Here is an 18,552-nt window from a genome sequence, read left to right as displayed (position 1 = left end):
CCATTTTTCTGCTGAGATGCTTGAACATGGAACGGGGGATTGGGCATGGCGGCGTTCAATGAGGATCTCGTCTTCAAGGCGCTCTACGAGACGTTTCCCGATCCGGTGATCATCATCGACGCCGAGCGCGTCATCCGCTCCGCAAACAATGCCGCCCTGCGCCAGTTCGGCTATCCCGCCGAAGAATTCATCGATCGCTCGGTGCGGCTGATCTACGCCAACGACGCGGAATACGAGAAGCGCCTGCGGAACCGCGCGGCACGCGTGGACGAGACCGCGGCCCGGACGTCGAACTATCTCTATGTCAGGTGCGACGGATCGACCTTTTCGGGCCACCTCCGCACGACGCCGCTGCTCGACGACCAGGGCGCGGAACTGGCGCTCATCGGCATCATCCGCGACGTTTCCGATCTGACGGAGGCTGTGGGCGAGCGGCAGAAGGCTTCCGATATGCTCAACGCAGCGCTGGAAGCGATGCCAGAGGGCTTTGCCATTTTCGACCGGCAAGAGCGGCTGGTCGTTTATAACAGGGCGTATCAGGCAATCTGTGGGCCGGCCGGCGCGGCGCTGAAGCCCGGCATCACGGCCGAGGAGATCCTGCTTCTGGCGCGACAGGGCGGCCATTATCCCGATGCCTTGCCGGGCACCCGCGAGGGCGACGAGTGGATCGCTTCGCGCCTGCGCGATTTCCGTCACCCCGATGGTCGACCCAGGATATACCGCTATGCCGATGATCGTTGGCTGCGCGTGGAGAATATCAAGGCGAAGGACGGTAACACCGTCGTCGCACGCGTCGACGTCACCGATCTCAAACGCGCCGAGCTCGCGCTCGAGCGCCAGCGGCAGGAACTCGAGCACAAGAACGAGGCCCTCGATCAATTCACCGCGACGGTCTCCCATGACCTCAAAGCGCCGCTCAGACACATCTCCATGTTCTCCGAAATGATCGAGGACGATCTGGCGGCAGGAAGCCAGGCTGAACTCGCCGAGAATGCGCGTCATCTGCGCGACAGCGTGAAACGCATGAACCGGGTGATCGACAGCCTGCTCGACTATGCGCAGATCGCGCACCGGATCACCCATTGGACGGAGGTGCGGCTCACAGACATTGTTGCCGAGACGCTGACCATACTTGCCAGCGACGTACAGGACGCGCAGGCAACCTTCGAGGTTGGCGACCTGCCGGAAGTGGAAGGGGACCCGGAGCTTCTGCGCCGCCTGGTCCAGAACCTGATCGGCAATGCGATCAAGTATCGGCATGCCGACCGCCAACCGGTGATCCGCATTCACGGCGGCGTCGCCGATCAGATTGTTGAGCTGGTGGTTGAAGACAATGGCATCGGCATCGACCCGCGCTTTTCGACGCGGATCTTCGAAGTGTTCCAGCGGCTGCACAAGGACGAGACCGTCTATGGCGGCACGGGAATCGGTCTGGCACTTGCCAAGCGCATAGCCGAAAGCCACGACGGCTCGATCCGACTTGACACCACCTTCCGCGAAGGCGCACGTTTCATCGTGCTTCTTCCGAGGCGGCTACGGAAGGCAAACTAGGGCGGAACAGGTGGTCTCGACGCCAAAGCGACTGCTCTTGGTGGAGGACGACGCGCACGACGCGCGCTTCGTCATGCGTGCCTTCGCACAGGTCGACGAGACCATCGATCTGGTGCTGGCGGCGGATGCGGACGACGCGATCGCCCGGCTTGCCCGCACCCATTTCGACTATGTGCTTCTGGATATCAAAATGCCCGGCAGCGACGGTATCGAGCTTCTGCGGCGCATCCGCAGGGGGCAGGCGACCGTCCTGATCCCGGTCATCGTGCTGACGTCATCCAGCAATCCGACCGACGTGCTCCATTGCTACCGCGCCGGCGCCAATGCCTATGTCGCCAAACCTGCTTCGGTCGCCGGCTACAGGCACTTTGCCGAGGCCTTCGTCCGCTTCTGGATTGAAAACACCATCCTGCCTCCCGGAATGACCACGCGTCGGTAAGTGCGCGCCAAAAAACGCGGGCGGACGAACGCGTCACGTCCTGGTGTCGATCCTTGTAGATTTCGGGAATCAATCTGGATGAGGGCAGGCGCTGCGCGGTGCCACGGGCGCCGGACGGCGCTGAGGAAACCGGCGGAGCGATCGCCCCCGCCGGCTTTATTGACGTTACTCTGCCGCTTCCGCGTAGCTTTCCAGCGGCGGGCAGGTGCAGACGAGGTTGCGGTCGCCAAACACGTTGTCGACGCGGTTGACCGGCGACCAGTACTTGTCGACCCGGAAGGCGCCCGGCGGGTAGCAGGCCTGTTCGCGCGAGTAGGGACGATCCCATTCGCCGACCAGGTCTTCGACCGTGTGCGGTGCGTTCTTGAGCGGGTTGTTGACCTTGTCCATCCGGCCTTCCTCGATCGCACGGGCTTCCTCGCGGATTGCCAGCATCGCATCGCAGAAGCGGTCGATCTCGGCCTTGGTCTCCGATTCCGTCGGCTCGATCATCAGCGTGCCGGCAACCGGCCAGCTCATGGTCGGCGCATGGAAACCGCAGTCGATCAGCCGCTTGGCAACGTCGTCGACGGTGACGCCGGCGCTTTCGACCAGCGGGCGGGTGTCGATGATGCACTCATGCGCCACGCGGCCCTTCGACGACTTGTAGAGCACCTCATAGGCACCCTTCAGGCGGGCAGCGATGTAGTTGGCGTTGAGGATCGCCACCTTCGTCGCCTGGGTCAGGCCCTCGCCGCCCATCATCAGGCAGTAGCTCCAGGAGATCGGCAGGATCGAAGCCGAGCCGAAGGGAGCCGCCGAGACCGCACCCTCATGTCCGTCCGTTTCCGGATGGCCGGGGAGGTACGGGGCCAAGTGCGCCTTGACGCCGATCGGGCCCATGCCGGGACCGCCGCCGCCATGCGGGATGCAGAAGGTCTTGTGCAAGTTGAGGTGGCTGACGTCGGAACCGATGTCGCCGGGGCGGGCAAGGCCGACCATGGCGTTCATGTTGGCGCCGTCCAAGTAGACCTGGCCGCCGTGCTTGTGCACGATCTCGCAGACCTCACGCACGTTCTCCTCGAACACGCCATGGGTCGACGGATAGGTGATCATGCAGCACGAGAGGTTTTCCGCGTACTGCTCGGCTTTCGCACGGAAATCGTCCATGTCGATGTCGCCGTTTTCACTCACCTTGATGACGACGACCTTCATGCCGGCCATCTGCGCGGAGGCCGGGTTGGTGCCGTGCGCCGAGGTCGGGATCAGGCAGACGTCGCGATGGCCGTTGCCGTTGGCGATGTGATAGGCGCGGATCGTCAACAGACCGGCATACTCACCTTGCGCGCCCGAGTTCGGCTGCATCGAGATCGCGTCGTAGCCGGTGACGGCGCAGAGCTTTTCCGACAGGTCCTCGATCATGTGCTGGTAGCCAGCCGCCTGCTCCTTCGGCACGAAGGGATGGATCTCGGAGAATTCCGGCCAGGTGATCGGCAGCATTTCCGCGGTCGCGTTGAGCTTCATCGTGCACGAGCCGAGCGGAATCATCGCCCGGTCGAGCGCGAGGTCGCGGTCCGACAGACGGCGGATGTAGCGCGTCATCTCGCTTTCTGCGCGGTTCATGTGGAAGATCGGGTGCATCAGGTACTCGCTTGTGCGCAGCAGCGGCTGCGGCAGGCGGTAACCCGGCTCGAACTGTTCCACCTTGAAGTCGCCGCCGAAGGCGCGCCAGACGGCTTCGAGCGTGACCGGGCGCGAGCGCTCGTCAAGGCTGATGCCGATCTTGGTCTCGCCGATCTTGCGCAGATTCACTTCCTCGGCGACCGCGGTCTTGAGGATGATGCCCTGCAGCTTGCCGACTTCGACGGTGATCGTGTCGAAGAACACATCGGGCTCTACGGTATAGCCGAGTTTTTCAAGGCCCATGGCGAGACGCACGGTCTTCTGGTGAACGCTCTGGGCGATCGCCTTGATGCCCTTCGGTCCATGGAACACCGCGTACATCGAGGCCATGACGGCGAGCAGCACCTGGGCGGTGCAGATGTTCGACGTCGCTTTCTCGCGGCGGATGTGCTGTTCGCGGGTCTGCAGAGACAGGCGATAGGCGCGGTTGCCGCGCGCATCGACCGATACGCCGACGAGGCGGCCGGGCATGGAGCGCTTGTGCGCGTCCTTGACCGCCATATAGGCCGCATGCGGACCGCCATAGCCGACCGGCACGCCGAAGCGCTGGGTGCAGCCGATAGCGATATCGGCGCCCATCTCTCCGGGCGACTTCAGCAGAGCCAGCGCCAGCGGATCGGCGGCGACGGTTGCGATCGCGCCGGTCTGGTGCAGGCGGGCGATCAGGCCGGTGAAATCGTTCACGTGGCCGTAGGTGCCCGGATACTGGAAGATCGCGCCGAAAACATCGACCGGATCGAGATCGGTGAAGGGATTGCCGATGACGATCTGCCAGCCGAGCGGCTCGGCGCGGGTCTTCAGGAGAGCGATCGTCTGCGGGTGGCAGTTCTCGTCGACGAAGAAGGTCTTGGCCTTCGACTTCGAGACGCGCTCGGCCATCGCCATGGCTTCAGCTGCGGCGGTCGCTTCGTCGAGCAGAGAGGCGTTGGCGACGTCGAGGCCGGTCAGGTCGCAGACCATGGTCTGGTAGTTGAGCAGCGCCTCGAGGCGGCCCTGGCTGATTTCCGGCTGGTAGGGCGTATAGGCCGTGTACCAGGCCGGGTTTTCCAGGATGTTGCGCTGGATCACCGGCGGCGTGATCGTGCCATAATAGCCCTGGCCGATCAGCGACACGAGCTTCTGGTTGCGGTTGGCCGTTTCGCGCATCTTGTCGAGCGCCTCGCGCTCGGTCATCGGCGCGGCCCAGGCGAGCGGCGTCTTCTGGCGGATCGACGGTGGCACGGTATCGTCGATGAGCGCGTCGAGTGACGGGTAACCGACGACCTTCAGCATCTCGTCCATTTCGGCCGGCGACGGGCCGATATGACGCCGGTTGGCGAAGTCATACGGCTTGTAGTCGGTAAAGGTGAAATCCTTGGGCATGCTCATCAGGCGACGAGCTCCTTGTAGGCCGCTTCTTCGAGAAGGGCGTCGGCTTCGCTGGGATTGGCAAGCTTCAGCTTGAAGAACCAGGCAGCACCCTGCGGGTCGCTGTTGACGAGCGACGGGTCGTCGACGATCGCCTGGTTCACTTCGACGATTTCGCCGTCAAGCGGACAATAGACGTCGGAGGCTGCCTTGACGGATTCGACGGTGGCGGCGGTATCGCCCTTGGCGAAGGTCGAGCCGGTTTCCGGCAGCTCAACGAAGACGAGGTCGCCAAGCTGGCCGGCGGCGTGCTCGGTGATGCCGACGGTTGCGACACCAGCTTCGATCTTCAGCCACTCGTGTTCCTCAGTGAACTTCAACATGTGCGCTCTCTCCTGATCAGCGTTTGTAGGTTTGTTTGACAAAGGGCAGGGCGGCGACCGCTATGGGCAGGTACTTGCCGCGCACTTCCGCAAAGAGGGTGGTGCCGATTTCGATGTGGCCGGCATCGACGTAGCCCATGGCGACGGGGCCATCGACGGAGGGGCCGAAACCACCCGACGTCACCTGGCCGACAGGCGTCTTGCCCTCGGCATCGGCGAACAGATTTGCGCCGCCGCGCACGGGCGCGCGTCCTTCCGGCTTCAAACCAACGCGGCGGCGCGAAGCGCCATCGGCCAGCTGGCCGAGGATGCGATCGGCACCGGGGAAGCCTCCCTCACGGGCGCCGCCGGCCCGCCGGGCCTTCTGCATCGCCCACTCGATGGCGCCCTCGACCGGCGTGGTCGTAGTGTCGATGTCGTTGCCATAAAGACAAAGACCCGCTTCCAGACGCAGCGAATCACGCGCGCCAAGGCCGATCGGCTTGACATCGGGATGCTCGAGCAGCCGCTGTGTGACATCCACTGCGGATGCGACGGGAATGGAGATTTCGAAACCGTCTTCGCCGGTGTAGCCGGAGCGGGAAATGATGCAGGCAACATCATGCAGATCGGCTTCGGCGACGTCCATGAAGCGCATGGCCGAGACATCGGCCCACAATTCGCCCAGCACGGCTTCGGCATGAGGACCCTGCAGCGCGATCAGCGCGCGGTCGTCGAGCATGGTGACTTCGCAGGTGTCGGCAAGCCCCTTTTTCAGATGCTCGAAATCCGCATCCTTGCAGGCGGCGTTGACGACGAGGAACAGGTGGTCGCCACGGTTGGCGATCATCAGGTCGTCGAGGATGCCGCCTTCGACATTGGTGAAGATCGCATAACGCTGCCGGCCTTCGCCAAGGCCGAGCACATCGACCGGCACCAGCTTTTCAAGCGCAAGCGCTGCGTCTTCGATCTTGCCGGACTTCGGCCGGACAATGACCTGGCCCATATGGGAGACATCGAAGAGACCAGCGGCAACGCGGGTGTGCTGGTGTTCCTTCATCACGCCATCAGGGTACTGCACCGGCATGTCGTAACCGGCAAAGGGCACCATGCGCGCGCCCAAGGAAAGGTGCAGCGCATGCAGCGGCGTATGCTTCAAATGGGGATTCTGTTCCAAATCCGGCCTCCAGGTCTGGCGCTCCCGCGCCGGCTCACACTTCCGGCGTCAATCGCCGTCGATTCGAGCCCCCTCTGTCCCTTTGCCTGAGATTGTTATCCCTTCGGCGAGCGCAAAAACGCTTCTCTCCAGAGTCCTACCGGCACCTTGCTGGTCCTTTGGCCTGAGAGTTTCCGGGGCGGTTGCTCCTTCGGCACCGGTTTGAGCCGGCTTCTCCCAACAAGATCGTCTCCAGATAACGGCGAAGGCGGGAGCTTGGCAAGGGGGCGGTGTCGCGGTGAAACACATTTTTGTCGCACGACCAAAGGCCGCAGCCCGGGCGGGTGCGGCAATTCTGTCTTTGCATTCTTCTCCGGTTGAGGATAACCCAAGTGAAATACCGGGGATGACCATGACAGGGCGCGAAGGAAAATTCGGGATAGCAGTGCGGCTCGTCGCCGTATTCGCGCTCGTTTTCCTGGCCTTTGCCCACAAGCCGCTCATGGCCAAGACGCTGACGCCGGCCGAGATCGCCGCCTATCAGCTGCCTGACGGTTCGATCGCCGAAATCTGCTTCGGCCTGGACGGCGTCGACCACCAAAGCGGCAAGGGCCAATCGATGGCCCCGATCTGCGAAGCCTGCCGGCTCTCGGGTTCGATCCTCCTGCCAGTTCCGCCGACCGAGAGCGTTCGCGCCGATGCCGGCGAATGGCAGCTATCGCCGGTTCTCGCTGAGAACGCCACGCCCCATCAGCATCTGCGCCTGCTGCCGCATTCGCGCGGGCCGCCTGTGCGTTCGTAATCCTCCTCTCGCATTCCCATTACAATTCGCCGCCCTCAAGCGGCTTGGACCACCCCCGTGGTCAGGAGATTACGACATGAACACGACCAGACTGGCTTCGCTTTCGCTCGGCCTTAGCCTTGCCGCAAGCGGCATTGCCCACGCGCACGCCACCTTCGAAAACGACACGGCGCCGGTGGAGAGCACCTTCAAGGCGGTGCTGCAGGTGCCACACGGCTGCGACGGCAAGCCGACGACGGAAGTGCAGATCAAGCTGCCCGAAGGCTTCGTCTTCGCCAAGCCGCAGCCGAAGCCCGGCTGGGAGCTCGAGGTGATCAAGGGCGATTACCAGAAAACCTATGACAATCATGGCGAGAAGGTCTCGTCCGGCCCGGTGGAAATCCGCTGGAAGGGCGGCAACCTCTCGGACGACTACTACGACACCTTTGTCGTACGCGGCAAACTCTCGGGCTTCGACAAGGAAACCGTGCTTGCGTTCCCGACCACGCAGCTTTGCGGAACCGAAGGCAAGGTCGTCTGGGATCAGGTTGCTGCCGAAGGCCAGAACGCGCATGACCTGAAGAGCCCGGCGCCGACCGTGACGGTAACCATGGCCGACGCTGCCGATCCTCATGCCGGCCATGGCGGGCATATGGCTGCTGCCGACGGGGCAGCGAAACTTGGCGACCTCGAGATATCAGGCGGCTCGGTTAAGGCCATGTTGCCGGGCGCCAAGGTCGGCGGCGGCTTCCTGACGATCAGGAATGGCGGGGCAGGCGAGGATCGGCTCGTGGCCGTCGAAAGCCCCGCGGCTGCTCGCGTCGAGATCCACGAGATGAAAATGGAAAACGACGTGATGAAGATGCGCAAGCTCGATGACGGCGTTGCAGTACCGGCCGGTGAAACAGTCGAGCTCAAGGCCGGCGGCCTGCATCTGATGTTCATGGACGTGAAGACGCCGTTCAAGGAAGGTGATGCCGTTCCCGTCACGCTCGTCTTCGAAAAGGCTGGCAAGGTCGATGCGGCATTCCCGGTTGGCTCGGCCAAGGGCGGCGCGGCGGCCGGCGGCCACAAGCATCACTGATTGAGAGATTGCGACGCCTCAGGCGGCGTCGCTTTCATCCTCTTGGCCGGCCGGTTCATCCTGCCGGTCTTCGTTTTCGCGGCTCTCGGCTCCGTCGTCGTCATCGCGCATGAATTCGAGATAGCGGCGCAGCGCTTCGGCTTCCGAACGTTCCGGCAACCGGCCATCGGCGCTCATGAGCATGAAGGAGAGGGGCAGGGCGCCCTTGGTCTTGGGGATCGAGACCGGCGTCAGTGCGGGCTCCTCGGCGCGCCGGATCGAAAGCAGCGTGATCGCTTCGTCGGTCGGACCGTCACCCCGCACGCGTGCAGACGGCTTCAGCGCTTCCGCTGCATAAGCCGCTGTCGTCGCGGATACTGTGACGACCTGTGTCACGTCTTTCCTGCTTTCCCGTCGTTCAATCCTTTCTTGTCGCTCAACTCCACTTGCAGGCGTGTAAAAGCCAGCACCTGCCTTTTAATAAAATCCTAACGACAGCCAGATTCGTGGCACTTGCGGTGAACGAATCCCGAAGCGCGAACCTGTACTTGCGATATCACTAAAGTTCGCGCACACTCGCCCAGATAGAAACGGGGAGGCTTCAAATGACCGAGCGAAGCGTGTTGGAAACCAGGATTCGGGCCCTCTACCTTGCCCGCAACGTCAACGACCTCGACACCATGATGGCGCAACTCGATCCAGACTTCAGCTTCCGCATCGTCGGAAACGGCAGGCTCGGCACGATGGCGCTCGGGGTCAACACGCCGGAAACGGTGCGCAGCAGTTTCCAGGCCCTCGTTGAGAACTGGGACCTGAGCGAGATGGAGATGGTTGGCGCTTACGCTGACGGCGATACTATCGTCGTCCACCGCGCCGGCGTCGTTTGCTTCATTCCATCGCAAATCCGTCAACGGACCGAAATCATCGACAAGTTCACGTTCCGTGACGGGCGGATCGTCGATCTGACGGAGTTCGTCGACACCTTGTTCGTCGCCGAAACGATCGGGCTACTGGACGCGCGGGACGGCGACTATTCGCTCTCAACTCTGGACAGGATGAGCCTTTGAACTTCCGGCTCCTGGGCTCGGATGGCGTTCATCAACACGGCGAGGCGGCCACGCAGGCCGTGGATCTGGTCGAGCAGTCGCATGGCGACATCAACGCCGTCGTCGTTGACGCCCATTGGACCTGTCAGATCCTGGATCAGACGGGCGCGGGCAAGATCAGCGTCTTCGAAAAGCCAGCCTGCTTCCGCCTCGCGCGGCATCAGCCAACGCTGTTCGATCCAGATGCGCAAGACCTTCACCTCGATGTCGAGGTGTTCGCAGAATTCGCGGTCGTTCATGCTTGCCCTCCCATGCCTTTGCGCGGGTCTTCCGCCTTTCCGTCTGCCCAGCTTTCAACGAAGGCGGATAGCGCCGGATCGGGGGTCTGCGGCAGCACGATCTTCAGGCTGACATAGGCATCGCCATGGCCGCCACCGGACTTGTGCAGGCCCTTGCCCTTCAAACGCAATGTCTTGCCGGTGTTGGAGTGCGGCGGGATCGTGACATTGACCGCCCCGTCGATCGTCGGAACCCGGATCTTGCCGCCGAGCACCGCTTCACTCAGTGAGATCGGCACCTCATAGCGAACGTCGTCACCATCGGTTGCAAAAAGAGGATGCGGCCTGACGCGGATATCGATCAGCGCGTCGCCGGCCGGCGCACCGTTGAACCCGGGTTCGCCCTTGCCACGCAGCCGCAGCGTCTGGCCGTCGCGCGTGCCGGGCGGGATGGTGAGATCGAGCGCCGGTCCGCCGCCCGGCAGGCTGATCTCGGTCTTGGTGCCGTTGGCCGCGTCGAGAAAGCCGATCTCCATGGAAAAGTGCTGATCACGGCCGCGCTGGCGTTGCTGCTGGCCGCCGCTGCGACGGGAAAAGAAACTCGAGAAAATATCGTCCGCATCCGCGAAATCCGAAAAGCCATGTGCGCTCTCGTAGCGTCCCGCCGTATCTCCAGACGAGGCATAGTCGCGGTAGTAGTGGCGGGGTGCAGTCTCCGCACCCGTCTCGTCAATTTCGCCGCGATCGTATTTGCCGCGTTTCTCCTCGTCACTGAGGAGGGCGTAGGCCGCCGAAACAGCCTTGAAGCGGTCCTCCGCTCCTTTGTCTCCCGGGTTAAGATCCGGGTGCAATTTCTTGGCGAGCTTGCGATAGGCGCTCTGGATGTCCTTTTGTGTCGCTTCGCGGCTGACGCCGAGCGTTTCGTATGGGCTCGTCATGCGGTCTCCCTCAGGCGGCATCGATTGAGGTCGCATCGCCGACGCTCTGCGTGCGTTGCGATCATGCGTCTTCAATCACTCGCCTAAGAGCATAGGGCGGATTTTCGCGCGCGACAGGGGCGGCGCACCATGCGTGACGCATTGTCGCCGGCGCGGCCGGTTGCGGCTCTGCACCTTCGACCATTTCGCGAATTCGCGATCTCTGATACAATCAACGCCGGAAAGTTTTCTTTGGGTGCAACGTTGCCTCGAAGCTCGGGGAGGTCGAAATGTCCGTCCGCCTGCAACTCGCCATCATGGTCGGCCTGATGATCAATGCCATCCTGTTCGGGATCGGCATCGTAACGGTTTTGTCGATCCCGGTTCTCGCCGACAACGCGAAGTATTCGATCCCGGCCCTGGTCGTCGCCTGTTTTGTCACGACGCCGTTCGTCGCCTGGATCATGGCGCCACGGCTTCGCCTCAGATACTGGCAGGAGCGGGAGCAGGGGAACAAGCAGCAGCCGATCTAGCCCGCGCGCTCATCGATCATTGACCAAGATTTACACAAATTCATGGAGATTCTGGATGCGCGAGCGGCCAAGTGGTCGCCGGTACAAATTACATCTTCAACGATCAAGCGTTTTGCTATACCACCGACTAGATGCTGCCTGTCCCGTACGCTAATCCTTATATACCCACTAGTCTCAAGGACATAGCCGCTGTTAAGGCCCGAAAGGAACCGACTTCATGAGAACGATCGTATTGCTGTTCGCACTCGTCACTCTGGCCGCCTGCTCGCAGACCGGCGGCGGTGGCACGCACTATGTTGGCGGTGACGGCGATTACTACCAGGGCATCGTCGCCCCCCGGTAACAGCGGTCGTTTTCCATCGATCACTTGGCTGCCGCGAGCGCGCCTTCGCCAGAGGGAAAAGGCTCGGCTAGTCTGGTGGGCCAGCGGCCGTCGGGCCCAAAGTGACAGGCTTTGGCCGCCCCCGCATCGCGCTTGATGTCGTCCCGAGCAAGGAGTGCGGTGCGAGGCGAAGCGGTCATGCTCGGCGATGGGTCCATGTCCAACGGCCATCCTCCTGACAATCCAGCACGGCTTCGTAGAGATCACGCGCGTCGCCTTCTTCGCCATTGTTGATGCAGGTAATCGCGTTCTTGGAGAGCAGGTTCAGCACCTTCCGAAACGTTTCATGACCGAGGGTTGCTTCAAGCCGGTCAAGAAAGACATATCGCGGTCTGGCGAGAAGCACCTTGGCGACAGCCAGGAGCTGTTGCTCGCCTAAGGACATTTCTCGGTCCTGTTCCTTCTCGAGCCCGAGCGCGTCGTGAACAAGGCCGTCGAGGCCAACGCTGCGCACGACCTCGAGCATTTGACTGTCGGAGGCATCGCCCGGGTTATCCGGAGGCAGAAGAATTTGCCGAAGCGACCCCGGCGGCAGATATGGGCGCTGCGGAAGAAACATCAGGTCGTTCGGGCGCAGAATCCGCCCGGCGCCGGCGGTCGGAATTCCGGCGGTTGCCCTGAAGAGCGCTGCACCTGCAGCCCCATGCGATCCCGATATCAACACCGGTGTTCCCGGCGGGATCGTTACCGACAGATCATGTAGCAATGCGTGGCCGCCAGCCGAGCCCAACGTCACGTGGTCGAAGGCCAAATTGCCATCTTGCTTGACCAGTTCGATGCCGGTCCCACCACCCCTTGTTCGGCTCTTTTCAATGGCTTCGAGCAGGGAACTCAGCCGGGAAACCACTGCGGCGAAATTTGAGATCGAATTGAATTGCCGAACGATCAAGGAGAACGCGCCCACGAGCATGGCAAAGGCCGCGCCGGATTGCGTGATCACTCCGAATTCGATTTCCCCCCGCATGAAAGCCGGAGCAATGATCAAGTCCGGGATGATCTGAATCATCCAATTGTAGCCGCTCGTAAAATAGGCCAGGTTCCGGTTGACCGCGGTAATGGTGAGGATGTTGGCGATCAGATCATCGAGGCGCTGCATCAATCGCGTTTTTTGCTGGCCTTCAACGCTGGCCACCATCACCGATTCAGCGTTTTCGCGCACATGCATGAGGCTGGACCTGAAGCTCGCTTCCTTGTCGAGTCGCTCATAGTTCAGGCCGATGAGAGGGCGCCCCAAAACGATCGTCATGTAGGAGCCGCAAGCCGCATATAGCACGGCTACGACAAACAGCAGGGGACTTATGGACCAAAGCACGCCTGAGAACGTCACCACCGTCAGTGTACTGCTGAACAACATGATGATGTAGGAGAGGGTGGTGACCGTGAATGCCTGGATGTCTTCGGATATCCGCTGGTCCGGGTGGCTCAGCGTCCCTGAGACCTCCAGGCGATAGTAGGCCTCATTCTCCAGATAGAGATCGACGGCGCGTCTCGTCAGGAACCCGCGCCAAAGCAGCGCCAGCCGTTCTTCGACAAAGCGCGCGATGACGCCGACAACGGTGAGGACGGCAAAGACGCAGACGTAAAAGACCGCTTGCCGAACGAACTCATCCATCTGGCGCTCGGCGATCGCAGTCATGAAATTGCGGCCGACGTAATTGTTCACCACGTTGAGGCCATTCAAGCCGAAGAGCAGAGCCATGAGCCCGGCAAACATCCACCTGGCCCTGCCGCCGACTTCGGATGTCAGGAAAAATCGGACAGCTCTTGCGAAACGAAATGCGGTCGTTCTGATCGGTACTGGCTGGCTGTCCATCTGAGTACCTTTTGTTGGTTTGGCCCTCAGAGCCAGCCGCCGGAAAAACCTGCACGCCTCAATCCCACCACCACAGGCGCGCACCGGCGCATGATGTTCCACAGCAAGCCTGTTCGGTAGTTCTCGATCATCAGGACGACCGGGCCCTGGTCGATGCCGAAGTGGTAGGGGCTGACCCACCAACCGGCTTCGGTTCCTTCCACCGGAAAGCTTCGGTTGAACGATGGCTTGAAGCCGTAAAGCCTGGTCATGCCGAGCTTCATGCGGGCGCAGTTCCAGATTGTCGGGATGACGATCTCCGGCGCGAACGGCAGCGAGGCGACGACGGCCCAGGGCGACACGGTTCCGTCATCCGGGCCGAAGGGCGCGCCGCGGGCGAGATAATCGAAAAACTCCCTTTCGCTGCCGTTCACGGTACGCTTGGTCCAACCCGGCCCGTCGCTCGCCGTGAAGCCCCAGCAATGCTCGCCGTAGCCGACGAAATTCTGCGGATTGCGGATGGCATATTCCTGCTGGACGAATGTCGCGTGCCGGCTGTTCTGGAAATAGTCGCTGTTGTGCTCGCGCATGAACTCGTCACGGATCCCACGGAAATCGATCCACATATGCGAGAGCTGGTGAGTGAAGAGAGGGCCCGAATAGAGCAGCTCGCGACCATAAAGGTTCCGCCAGTCGTAGCTTTCGGTATAGGCGGCGTAAGCTTCGGCCGGCAGCGGATGGGTCGGCGAGCCGAGGCCGAGTATGTAGAGAAGCAGGCCCTCGTCGTAGCCGCGCCAGCGATAGGGAATGAAGCCGTTCTCCGGCCGCCAGCCATGGGTCAGCGTAAGTCCGTGATCGCAGGCCCAGTTCCAGTCGGCACGCTCATAGAGCGCATTTGCCGACCGGCGAATTTCGATTTCATCCGGCGTATCGCCATCAAAATAGGCGGCCACCGTCAGTGCACCAGCGAAAAGGAAGGCGGAGTCGATCGTCGACAATTCGCATTCCCAAACGCGTCTGCCGGTCTCAATGTCCAGGAAGTGATAGAAGAAGCCCTTGTAGCCGGAAGCATCCGGCTCCGGCCCTTGCGGGCATTGCAGGAGAAACTGCAGCCGTCGACGCGCGATCTTTGCGGCGAACTTGCGAATGACAATGCCCCGCTCGATAAGCACGGGGATCGTCGCCAGCGCCATGCCGATCGCCGCAATACTTGCGGGTGCATCTTCCTGTGTCTTGTCGCGCACGAGGCCGTTGTCGGGATTGGTGCAATGCAGATAGTACAGCAGCGTCGTGAACTGCAGCCGGGCAAGATCCTGCTCGGTCGGCATCCGGTTCAATTCGGGGTCTGTCGACAACAATCCCGGCATGGCTAGGCCACCACGAGGCGGACGTCGTGATCTCGTCCGTCGTCCACGAGTGGAACACTTCGGTCAGCGACCTTCCTGCCATCAAGGCTCAGCGAATAGTGCTTCTGTCCTCGTTTGGAATCTCGGCTCACCTTGATACGGTATGTTGATCTCCCATACCGAAAATCAACATCGTATGTCGACCACCCGGTGGGAATGCACGGCTCGATAAAAAGCCGGGGCCCCTGACGGCGAATGCCGAGAATGGCCTCAAGACCAACGCGGTACAGCCAGCCCGCCGATCCCGTATACCAGGTCCAGCCACCGCGGCCGGTGTGAGGAGCGGCGCCATAGACGTCGGCGCTGACAACATATGGCTCGACCATGTAGCGGTCGGTGTCTTTGGGTGACAGGGCATGGTTGATGGGATTGAGCATGCTCCAGAGCTGAAACGCCCGATCGCCATCCCCCAGCAATGCTGTCGCCAGCGCCACCCACGTGGCCGCGTGGGTGTACTGGCCGCCATTCTCCCGAATTCCGGGCACATAGCCCTTTATGTAGCCGGGCTGCAGCGCGCCCTTGTCGAACGGCGGATCGAAAAGCTGTATCAAGCCGCTGTCGGTACGAACGAGCCGCTCCCAAACCGCGCGCATTGCCTGCGCGGCGCGCTCGGCATCTGCAGCACCCGAGATAACTGCCCAGGCCTGCGGGATCGCGTCGATCTGACACTCGTCGTTCGACTGGGACCCGAGGGGAGTGCCATCGTCGAAGTAGGCACGGCGATACCAGGCGCCATCCCAGGCGTGGGTCTCCAGGGATATGCGCAGGGTCTCGGCGCGCTCCTTGCACCATTTGGCCCGTTCGTCATCTGCCATCGCCGATGCGATGGCGGCAAAGGATCCAAGGACGGTCAGAAAGAACCATCCGTTCCATACGCTCTCGCCTTTGCCTTCCGCGCCGACCCGGTTCATGCCGTCGTTCCAATCGCCCGTTCCCATAAGCGGAAGCCCGTGGCTGCCTAGCCGCAAACCTCGGTCAAGTGCCCGACAGCAGTGCTCATAGACGGTCCCGCTCTCCTGGCTGGCCGGAGGCACCTCGTAGCGCTCCTCCTCCTCGTCCTCTAGAGGCGGCGAGACGATGAAAGGAACCTGTTCGCTGAGGAGCCCGTAGTCTCCGGAGACCGATACATAGTGATGGACGACGTAGGGCAGAAAGTAGAGGTCATCCGTCATGCGTGTGCGCACGCCGGCACCCGATGGCGGATGCCACCAATGTTGAACGTCTCCCTCGGCAAACTGGCGCGAGGCAGCGCGAAGGATGTGCGTTCGCGCTTCATCGTGCGCGCAATGGACGAGGGCTGCGACGTCCTGGAGCTGGTCGCGAAATCCATAGGCGCCGCCGGATTGGTAGAACCCTGTTCGCGCCCAGATACGGCAAGCCAACACCTGATAGAGCAACCAGCGGTTCATCATGAGGTTGAAGGCCGTATCTGGCGTTCGGACCGTGACGGCGTTCAGCAGATGATCCCACTGTTGTGAAACGGCTGCCAGCGCGTTCCTGGCGCCCCTCGGTTCGGCATGTTCGCGGACGAGCCTGCGCATTTCCTCGCGGCTTTCGGCCTGCCCGAGCACGAATACCAGCTCGACGGTCACCGCCGGCGGGATTGAAACGCTGACCATGAGGGCTGCGCAGGGGTCGAGCAGAGAACCGGTTTGTCCCCCGAGATCGAAGCCTTCCAATCCCACCGGCTGAGCGATGGAACCGTTTCTGCCGAGGAACGCGCGCCGATCGCATGTGAACGATCGGACAGGCGCGCTTGAGGCGGCGAATGCGAGCGTTCCGGAAAAATCCCCTTCCCAGACGTTCCGGGCAACGATAGCACCGATCTCGCTGTCAAATTCGCATTCGACCCGGGAGCATGCGCTTTCGCGCAGCGTGCCGAGGACCCATTCAACGAAGTAGGTGGCGGTAAGGCGGCGAAGTCGTTTTCCGTCGTTGCGAATAGCAAGGCGGACAACCTTGATCGCTCCCGAGGCCGGCACGTGGACAGTCATTTCATGATGCAATGGTCCGCGACTGCTTTCGTAGCACGTGTAACCTTGACCATGCTTCGTCCTCGTCGTCGATGTCTGGCCGAGAGGCAAAGGCGTCGGCGTCCATAGCTCCGCCGTCTGCTCATCGCGCAAGTAGATAACTTCACTCGGCGGGTCCGAGACCGGATCGTTAGACCAGGGCGTGAGCCTGTTCAGTTGGCTGTTGCCCGCCCAAGTGTACCCAAGACCGCTGTCGCTCGTCAGGCAGCCAAACGCGCTATTGGCAAGGACGTTACACCACGGCGTTGGCGTCGCATCCGCTCCGATCACATATTCGCGCCCGTCTTTGGTAAACCCTCCACGGCCATTCCAAAAAAGCAGGCCATCTCGTGGGGCCTCGTGACGCCTTCCGTGCGCGGCGGAAACATTCGTCCTGGTCTCCCTCAGCGTCGGAAAAGTGGTGGCCGATCTCGCCGAAAGTTGAGCTGAAAGGGATCCTTGACTGCAGCAAAGGACGAGGCGCGCGGCGGCCGTGATCGCATTTTCTGCACTGGCCGAAACACCGGCCCTCGGTGGGAAATGAACACCCCCGGCTTTGCCGAGGGTTTGCTCCACATGGACCGTCGCCTTGGCGCTCAACTGCAAGCTTTCGCTCGCTTCCTCTTCATCAAGGACCGCGAGATCGAAGGGAAATCCGCGACTGGCAAGGAATGCGTGGGCATTGATGACATTGTCGACGAGAGCGTCCTCGTCGGTTTTGTCGATACGCAGCAGGAGAATTGGGATGGCTCCCGATAGTCCCGCCGATCCCAAGTCGTCGCGGTTCAGCCGCCTCGTGTCGGGCGCGCTGCCTTCCCTTAAGCCGGCAACAGAAAATGCCAGATGTGCTACGAGCCGATTGTAGACGGCCAACTCTTGAGGAGAGGGTGACTGGGGCGGGCCTTCATTGTTTTTCTCGGCGTCCACCAACGCTTGACGCGCGGCGTCGATATTGGCGAAGCGTCTTGCTATTGCGGCAGCGTCTACATCACTATCGGCTGAGCCCGTTACGAATGCGATCAGTTCCATTCCGGAGGGTTCCAGATCGACTGTCCGGCGCAGGCTGAAGATAGGGTCGAGCACGGGGCCCGTCGTCCCTGATAAACGGCTCCCCGGCACCAGGGCGTCAGGGTTTGAGGCCGTCCGCCGCCGGCCAAGAAATCTGTAGCGGTCCGTTTCATATTCCACCACATGGCCCTGGCGGCTTGACGCAGACACGTGTACCGCCCAGACGGGGCGCTCCGATGCACTGCGCGGCCGGCGCCGTGCGAACAAAGCGGTTGTTTCGGTATCGAACCAGGTTTCGATGAAAAGCTTGGCAAATGCCGGATGTGCGCTATCGGCGCTTCGACCATTCAGGCAGACTTCGGAATAGCTTGTCAGCTCAAGCTTTCTCGCTTTCTCACCCTTATTGCAGAGTTTCAGCAAACGCACCTCGGCATCGCAATCCAGTGCGACCGCCACGTCCCATCGAAGATCGATGTCTCCGAGCAAACAGCGATACTCGGCACGATCACCGTGAAACGTGTGTTCGTAGATCGCATCCGGATGGCAGATCGGCTGCCGGCCAATCGTCCAGACCTCGCCGCTCTCAAGGTCGCGGATGTAGCAGAACTGGCCCCAGCAATCGCGTGTGCCGTCCTCACGCCAACGCGTGATGTCGAGGCCGCGCCAGGTTTCATACCCGGCACCGGCCTCGGTCAGAAGCACGTTGTAGTGCCCATTCGAAAGCAGGATCGTGTCAGGAGGCACGCCTGCCGGACGTGTCGCACTGACGTCAACCTTGCCAGCTGGCCGGACCATCAGACCGATCCTTCATTGCGGG

The 18,552-nt window shown here is 61.8% G+C and carries 16 protein-coding genes and 1 riboswitch; of the genes, 7 read left to right on the top strand and 9 right to left on the bottom strand.

What is annotated here, in order from left to right; all coding sequences use genetic code 11:
* Nucleotides 1–45 precede the first annotated feature (45 nt).
* Nucleotides 46–1,551 (top strand): sensor histidine kinase, encoded by a 1,506-nt coding sequence (locus ACTJKE_RS15665; RefSeq protein ID WP_440691955.1) that lies wholly within the window; start codon nt 46–48, stop codon nt 1,549–1,551.
* Nucleotides 1,552–1,561: 10 nt separating this feature from the next.
* Nucleotides 1,562–1,990, top strand: a complete 429-nt coding sequence (locus tag ACTJKE_RS15660; protein WP_093233054.1) for a response regulator — start codon at nt 1,562–1,564, stop codon at nt 1,988–1,990.
* A 165-nt stretch (nt 1,991–2,155) separates the two neighbouring features.
* On the opposite strand, the gene gcvP is transcribed toward ACTJKE_RS15660, so the two are convergent.
* The 3 genes from gcvP to gcvT are packed head-to-tail and all read right to left on the bottom strand — an operon-like array spanning nt 2,156 to nt 6,538.
* Nucleotides 2,156–5,020 (bottom strand): aminomethyl-transferring glycine dehydrogenase, encoded by a 2,865-nt coding sequence (gene gcvP, locus ACTJKE_RS15655; RefSeq protein WP_058324155.1) that lies wholly within the window; start codon nt 5,018–5,020, stop codon nt 2,156–2,158.
* The gene (gene gcvH / locus ACTJKE_RS15650) at nt 5,020–5,382 is read right to left on the bottom strand and encodes a glycine cleavage system protein GcvH (protein ID WP_057250234.1); all 363 of its coding nucleotides are present in this window, start codon (nt 5,380–5,382) and stop codon (nt 5,020–5,022) included. Before gcvH ends, gcvP begins: the two co-directional genes overlap by 1 nt.
* A 16-nt stretch (nt 5,383–5,398) precedes the next feature.
* Nucleotides 5,399–6,538, bottom strand: a complete 1,140-nt coding sequence (gene gcvT / locus ACTJKE_RS15645) for a glycine cleavage system aminomethyltransferase GcvT (RefSeq protein WP_440691952.1) — start codon at nt 6,536–6,538, stop codon at nt 5,399–5,401.
* A gap of 141 nt (nt 6,539–6,679) precedes the next feature.
* A riboswitch (glycine riboswitch) is annotated at nt 6,680–6,767 on the bottom strand.
* Nucleotides 6,768–6,929: 162 nt separating this feature from the next.
* Between gcvT and ACTJKE_RS15640 the strand changes: the two genes are divergently transcribed.
* Both ACTJKE_RS15640 and ACTJKE_RS15635 read left to right on the top strand, forming a co-directional pair.
* Nucleotides 6,930–7,319, top strand: a complete 390-nt coding sequence (locus tag ACTJKE_RS15640) for a hypothetical protein (RefSeq protein ID WP_058324198.1) — start codon at nt 6,930–6,932, stop codon at nt 7,317–7,319.
* Between the two features lie 76 nt (nt 7,320–7,395).
* Nucleotides 7,396–8,382, top strand: a complete 987-nt coding sequence (locus tag ACTJKE_RS15635) for a DUF1775 domain-containing protein (protein WP_058324156.1) — start codon at nt 7,396–7,398, stop codon at nt 8,380–8,382.
* Nucleotides 8,383–8,400: 18 nt separating this feature from the next.
* On the opposite strand, the gene ACTJKE_RS15630 is transcribed toward ACTJKE_RS15635, so the two are convergent.
* Entirely contained in the window at nt 8,401–8,757 is a 357-nt protein-coding gene (locus ACTJKE_RS15630) for a hypothetical protein (RefSeq protein WP_113479525.1), read from the bottom strand.
* Between the two features lie 209 nt (nt 8,758–8,966).
* On the opposite strand from ACTJKE_RS15630, the gene ACTJKE_RS15625 reads away from it, so the two are divergent.
* A complete protein-coding gene (locus ACTJKE_RS15625) occupies nt 8,967–9,428 on the top strand; it encodes a nuclear transport factor 2 family protein (protein ID WP_058328229.1) in 462 nt (153 codons plus the stop codon).
* Here ACTJKE_RS15625 and ACTJKE_RS15620 read toward each other — a convergent pair.
* Nucleotides 9,392–9,706, bottom strand: a complete 315-nt coding sequence (locus ACTJKE_RS15620; protein WP_058328228.1) for a chaperone modulator CbpM — start codon at nt 9,704–9,706, stop codon at nt 9,392–9,394. The genes ACTJKE_RS15625 and ACTJKE_RS15620 overlap by 37 nt on opposite strands.
* On the bottom strand, nt 9,703–10,623 hold the full coding sequence (locus tag ACTJKE_RS15615; protein WP_058328227.1) for a DnaJ C-terminal domain-containing protein: 921 nt from the start codon (nt 10,621–10,623) through the stop codon (nt 9,703–9,705). Before ACTJKE_RS15615 ends, ACTJKE_RS15620 begins: the two co-directional genes overlap by 4 nt.
* Nucleotides 10,624–10,892: 269 nt before the next feature.
* On the opposite strand from ACTJKE_RS15615, the gene ACTJKE_RS15610 reads away from it, so the two are divergent.
* Together ACTJKE_RS15610 and ACTJKE_RS15605 are read left to right on the top strand one after the other, a co-directional pair.
* A complete protein-coding gene (locus ACTJKE_RS15610; protein WP_058328308.1) occupies nt 10,893–11,135 on the top strand; it encodes a hypothetical protein in 243 nt (80 codons plus the stop codon).
* Nucleotides 11,136–11,352: 217 nt separating this feature from the next.
* Entirely contained in the window at nt 11,353–11,478 is a 126-nt protein-coding gene (locus tag ACTJKE_RS15605) for a hypothetical protein (protein WP_255571446.1), read from the top strand.
* Between the two features lie 175 nt (nt 11,479–11,653).
* Here the strand turns inward: ACTJKE_RS15605 and ACTJKE_RS15600 are convergent, their stop codons facing one another.
* From ACTJKE_RS15600 to ACTJKE_RS15590, 3 genes are read right to left on the bottom strand one after another with little or no spacing between them, the layout of a single operon-like run.
* Entirely contained in the window at nt 11,654–13,330 is a 1,677-nt protein-coding gene (locus ACTJKE_RS15600) for an ABC transporter ATP-binding protein/permease (protein ID WP_440692028.1), read from the bottom strand.
* 26 nt (nt 13,331–13,356) lie between these two features.
* Complete coding sequence (locus ACTJKE_RS15595; protein WP_058328225.1) at nt 13,357–14,676, bottom strand: glucoamylase family protein; 1,320 nt, start codon at nt 14,674–14,676, stop codon at nt 13,357–13,359.
* A gap of 2 nt (nt 14,677–14,678) precedes the next feature.
* Nucleotides 14,679–18,530: a GH36-type glycosyl hydrolase domain-containing protein gene (locus ACTJKE_RS15590; protein WP_440691951.1), complete on the bottom strand. Its 3,852-nt coding sequence runs from the start codon at nt 18,528–18,530 to the stop codon at nt 14,679–14,681.
* Nucleotides 18,531–18,552 lie beyond the last annotated feature (22 nt).

Source organism: Ensifer sp. 22521 (genome assembly GCF_052044795.1).
Taxonomy (GTDB): Bacteria; Pseudomonadota; Alphaproteobacteria; order Rhizobiales; family Rhizobiaceae; genus Ensifer.
The sequence above is the reverse complement of the archived record's forward strand: the minus strand, read 5'-3'. Positions and strand labels throughout refer to the sequence as shown.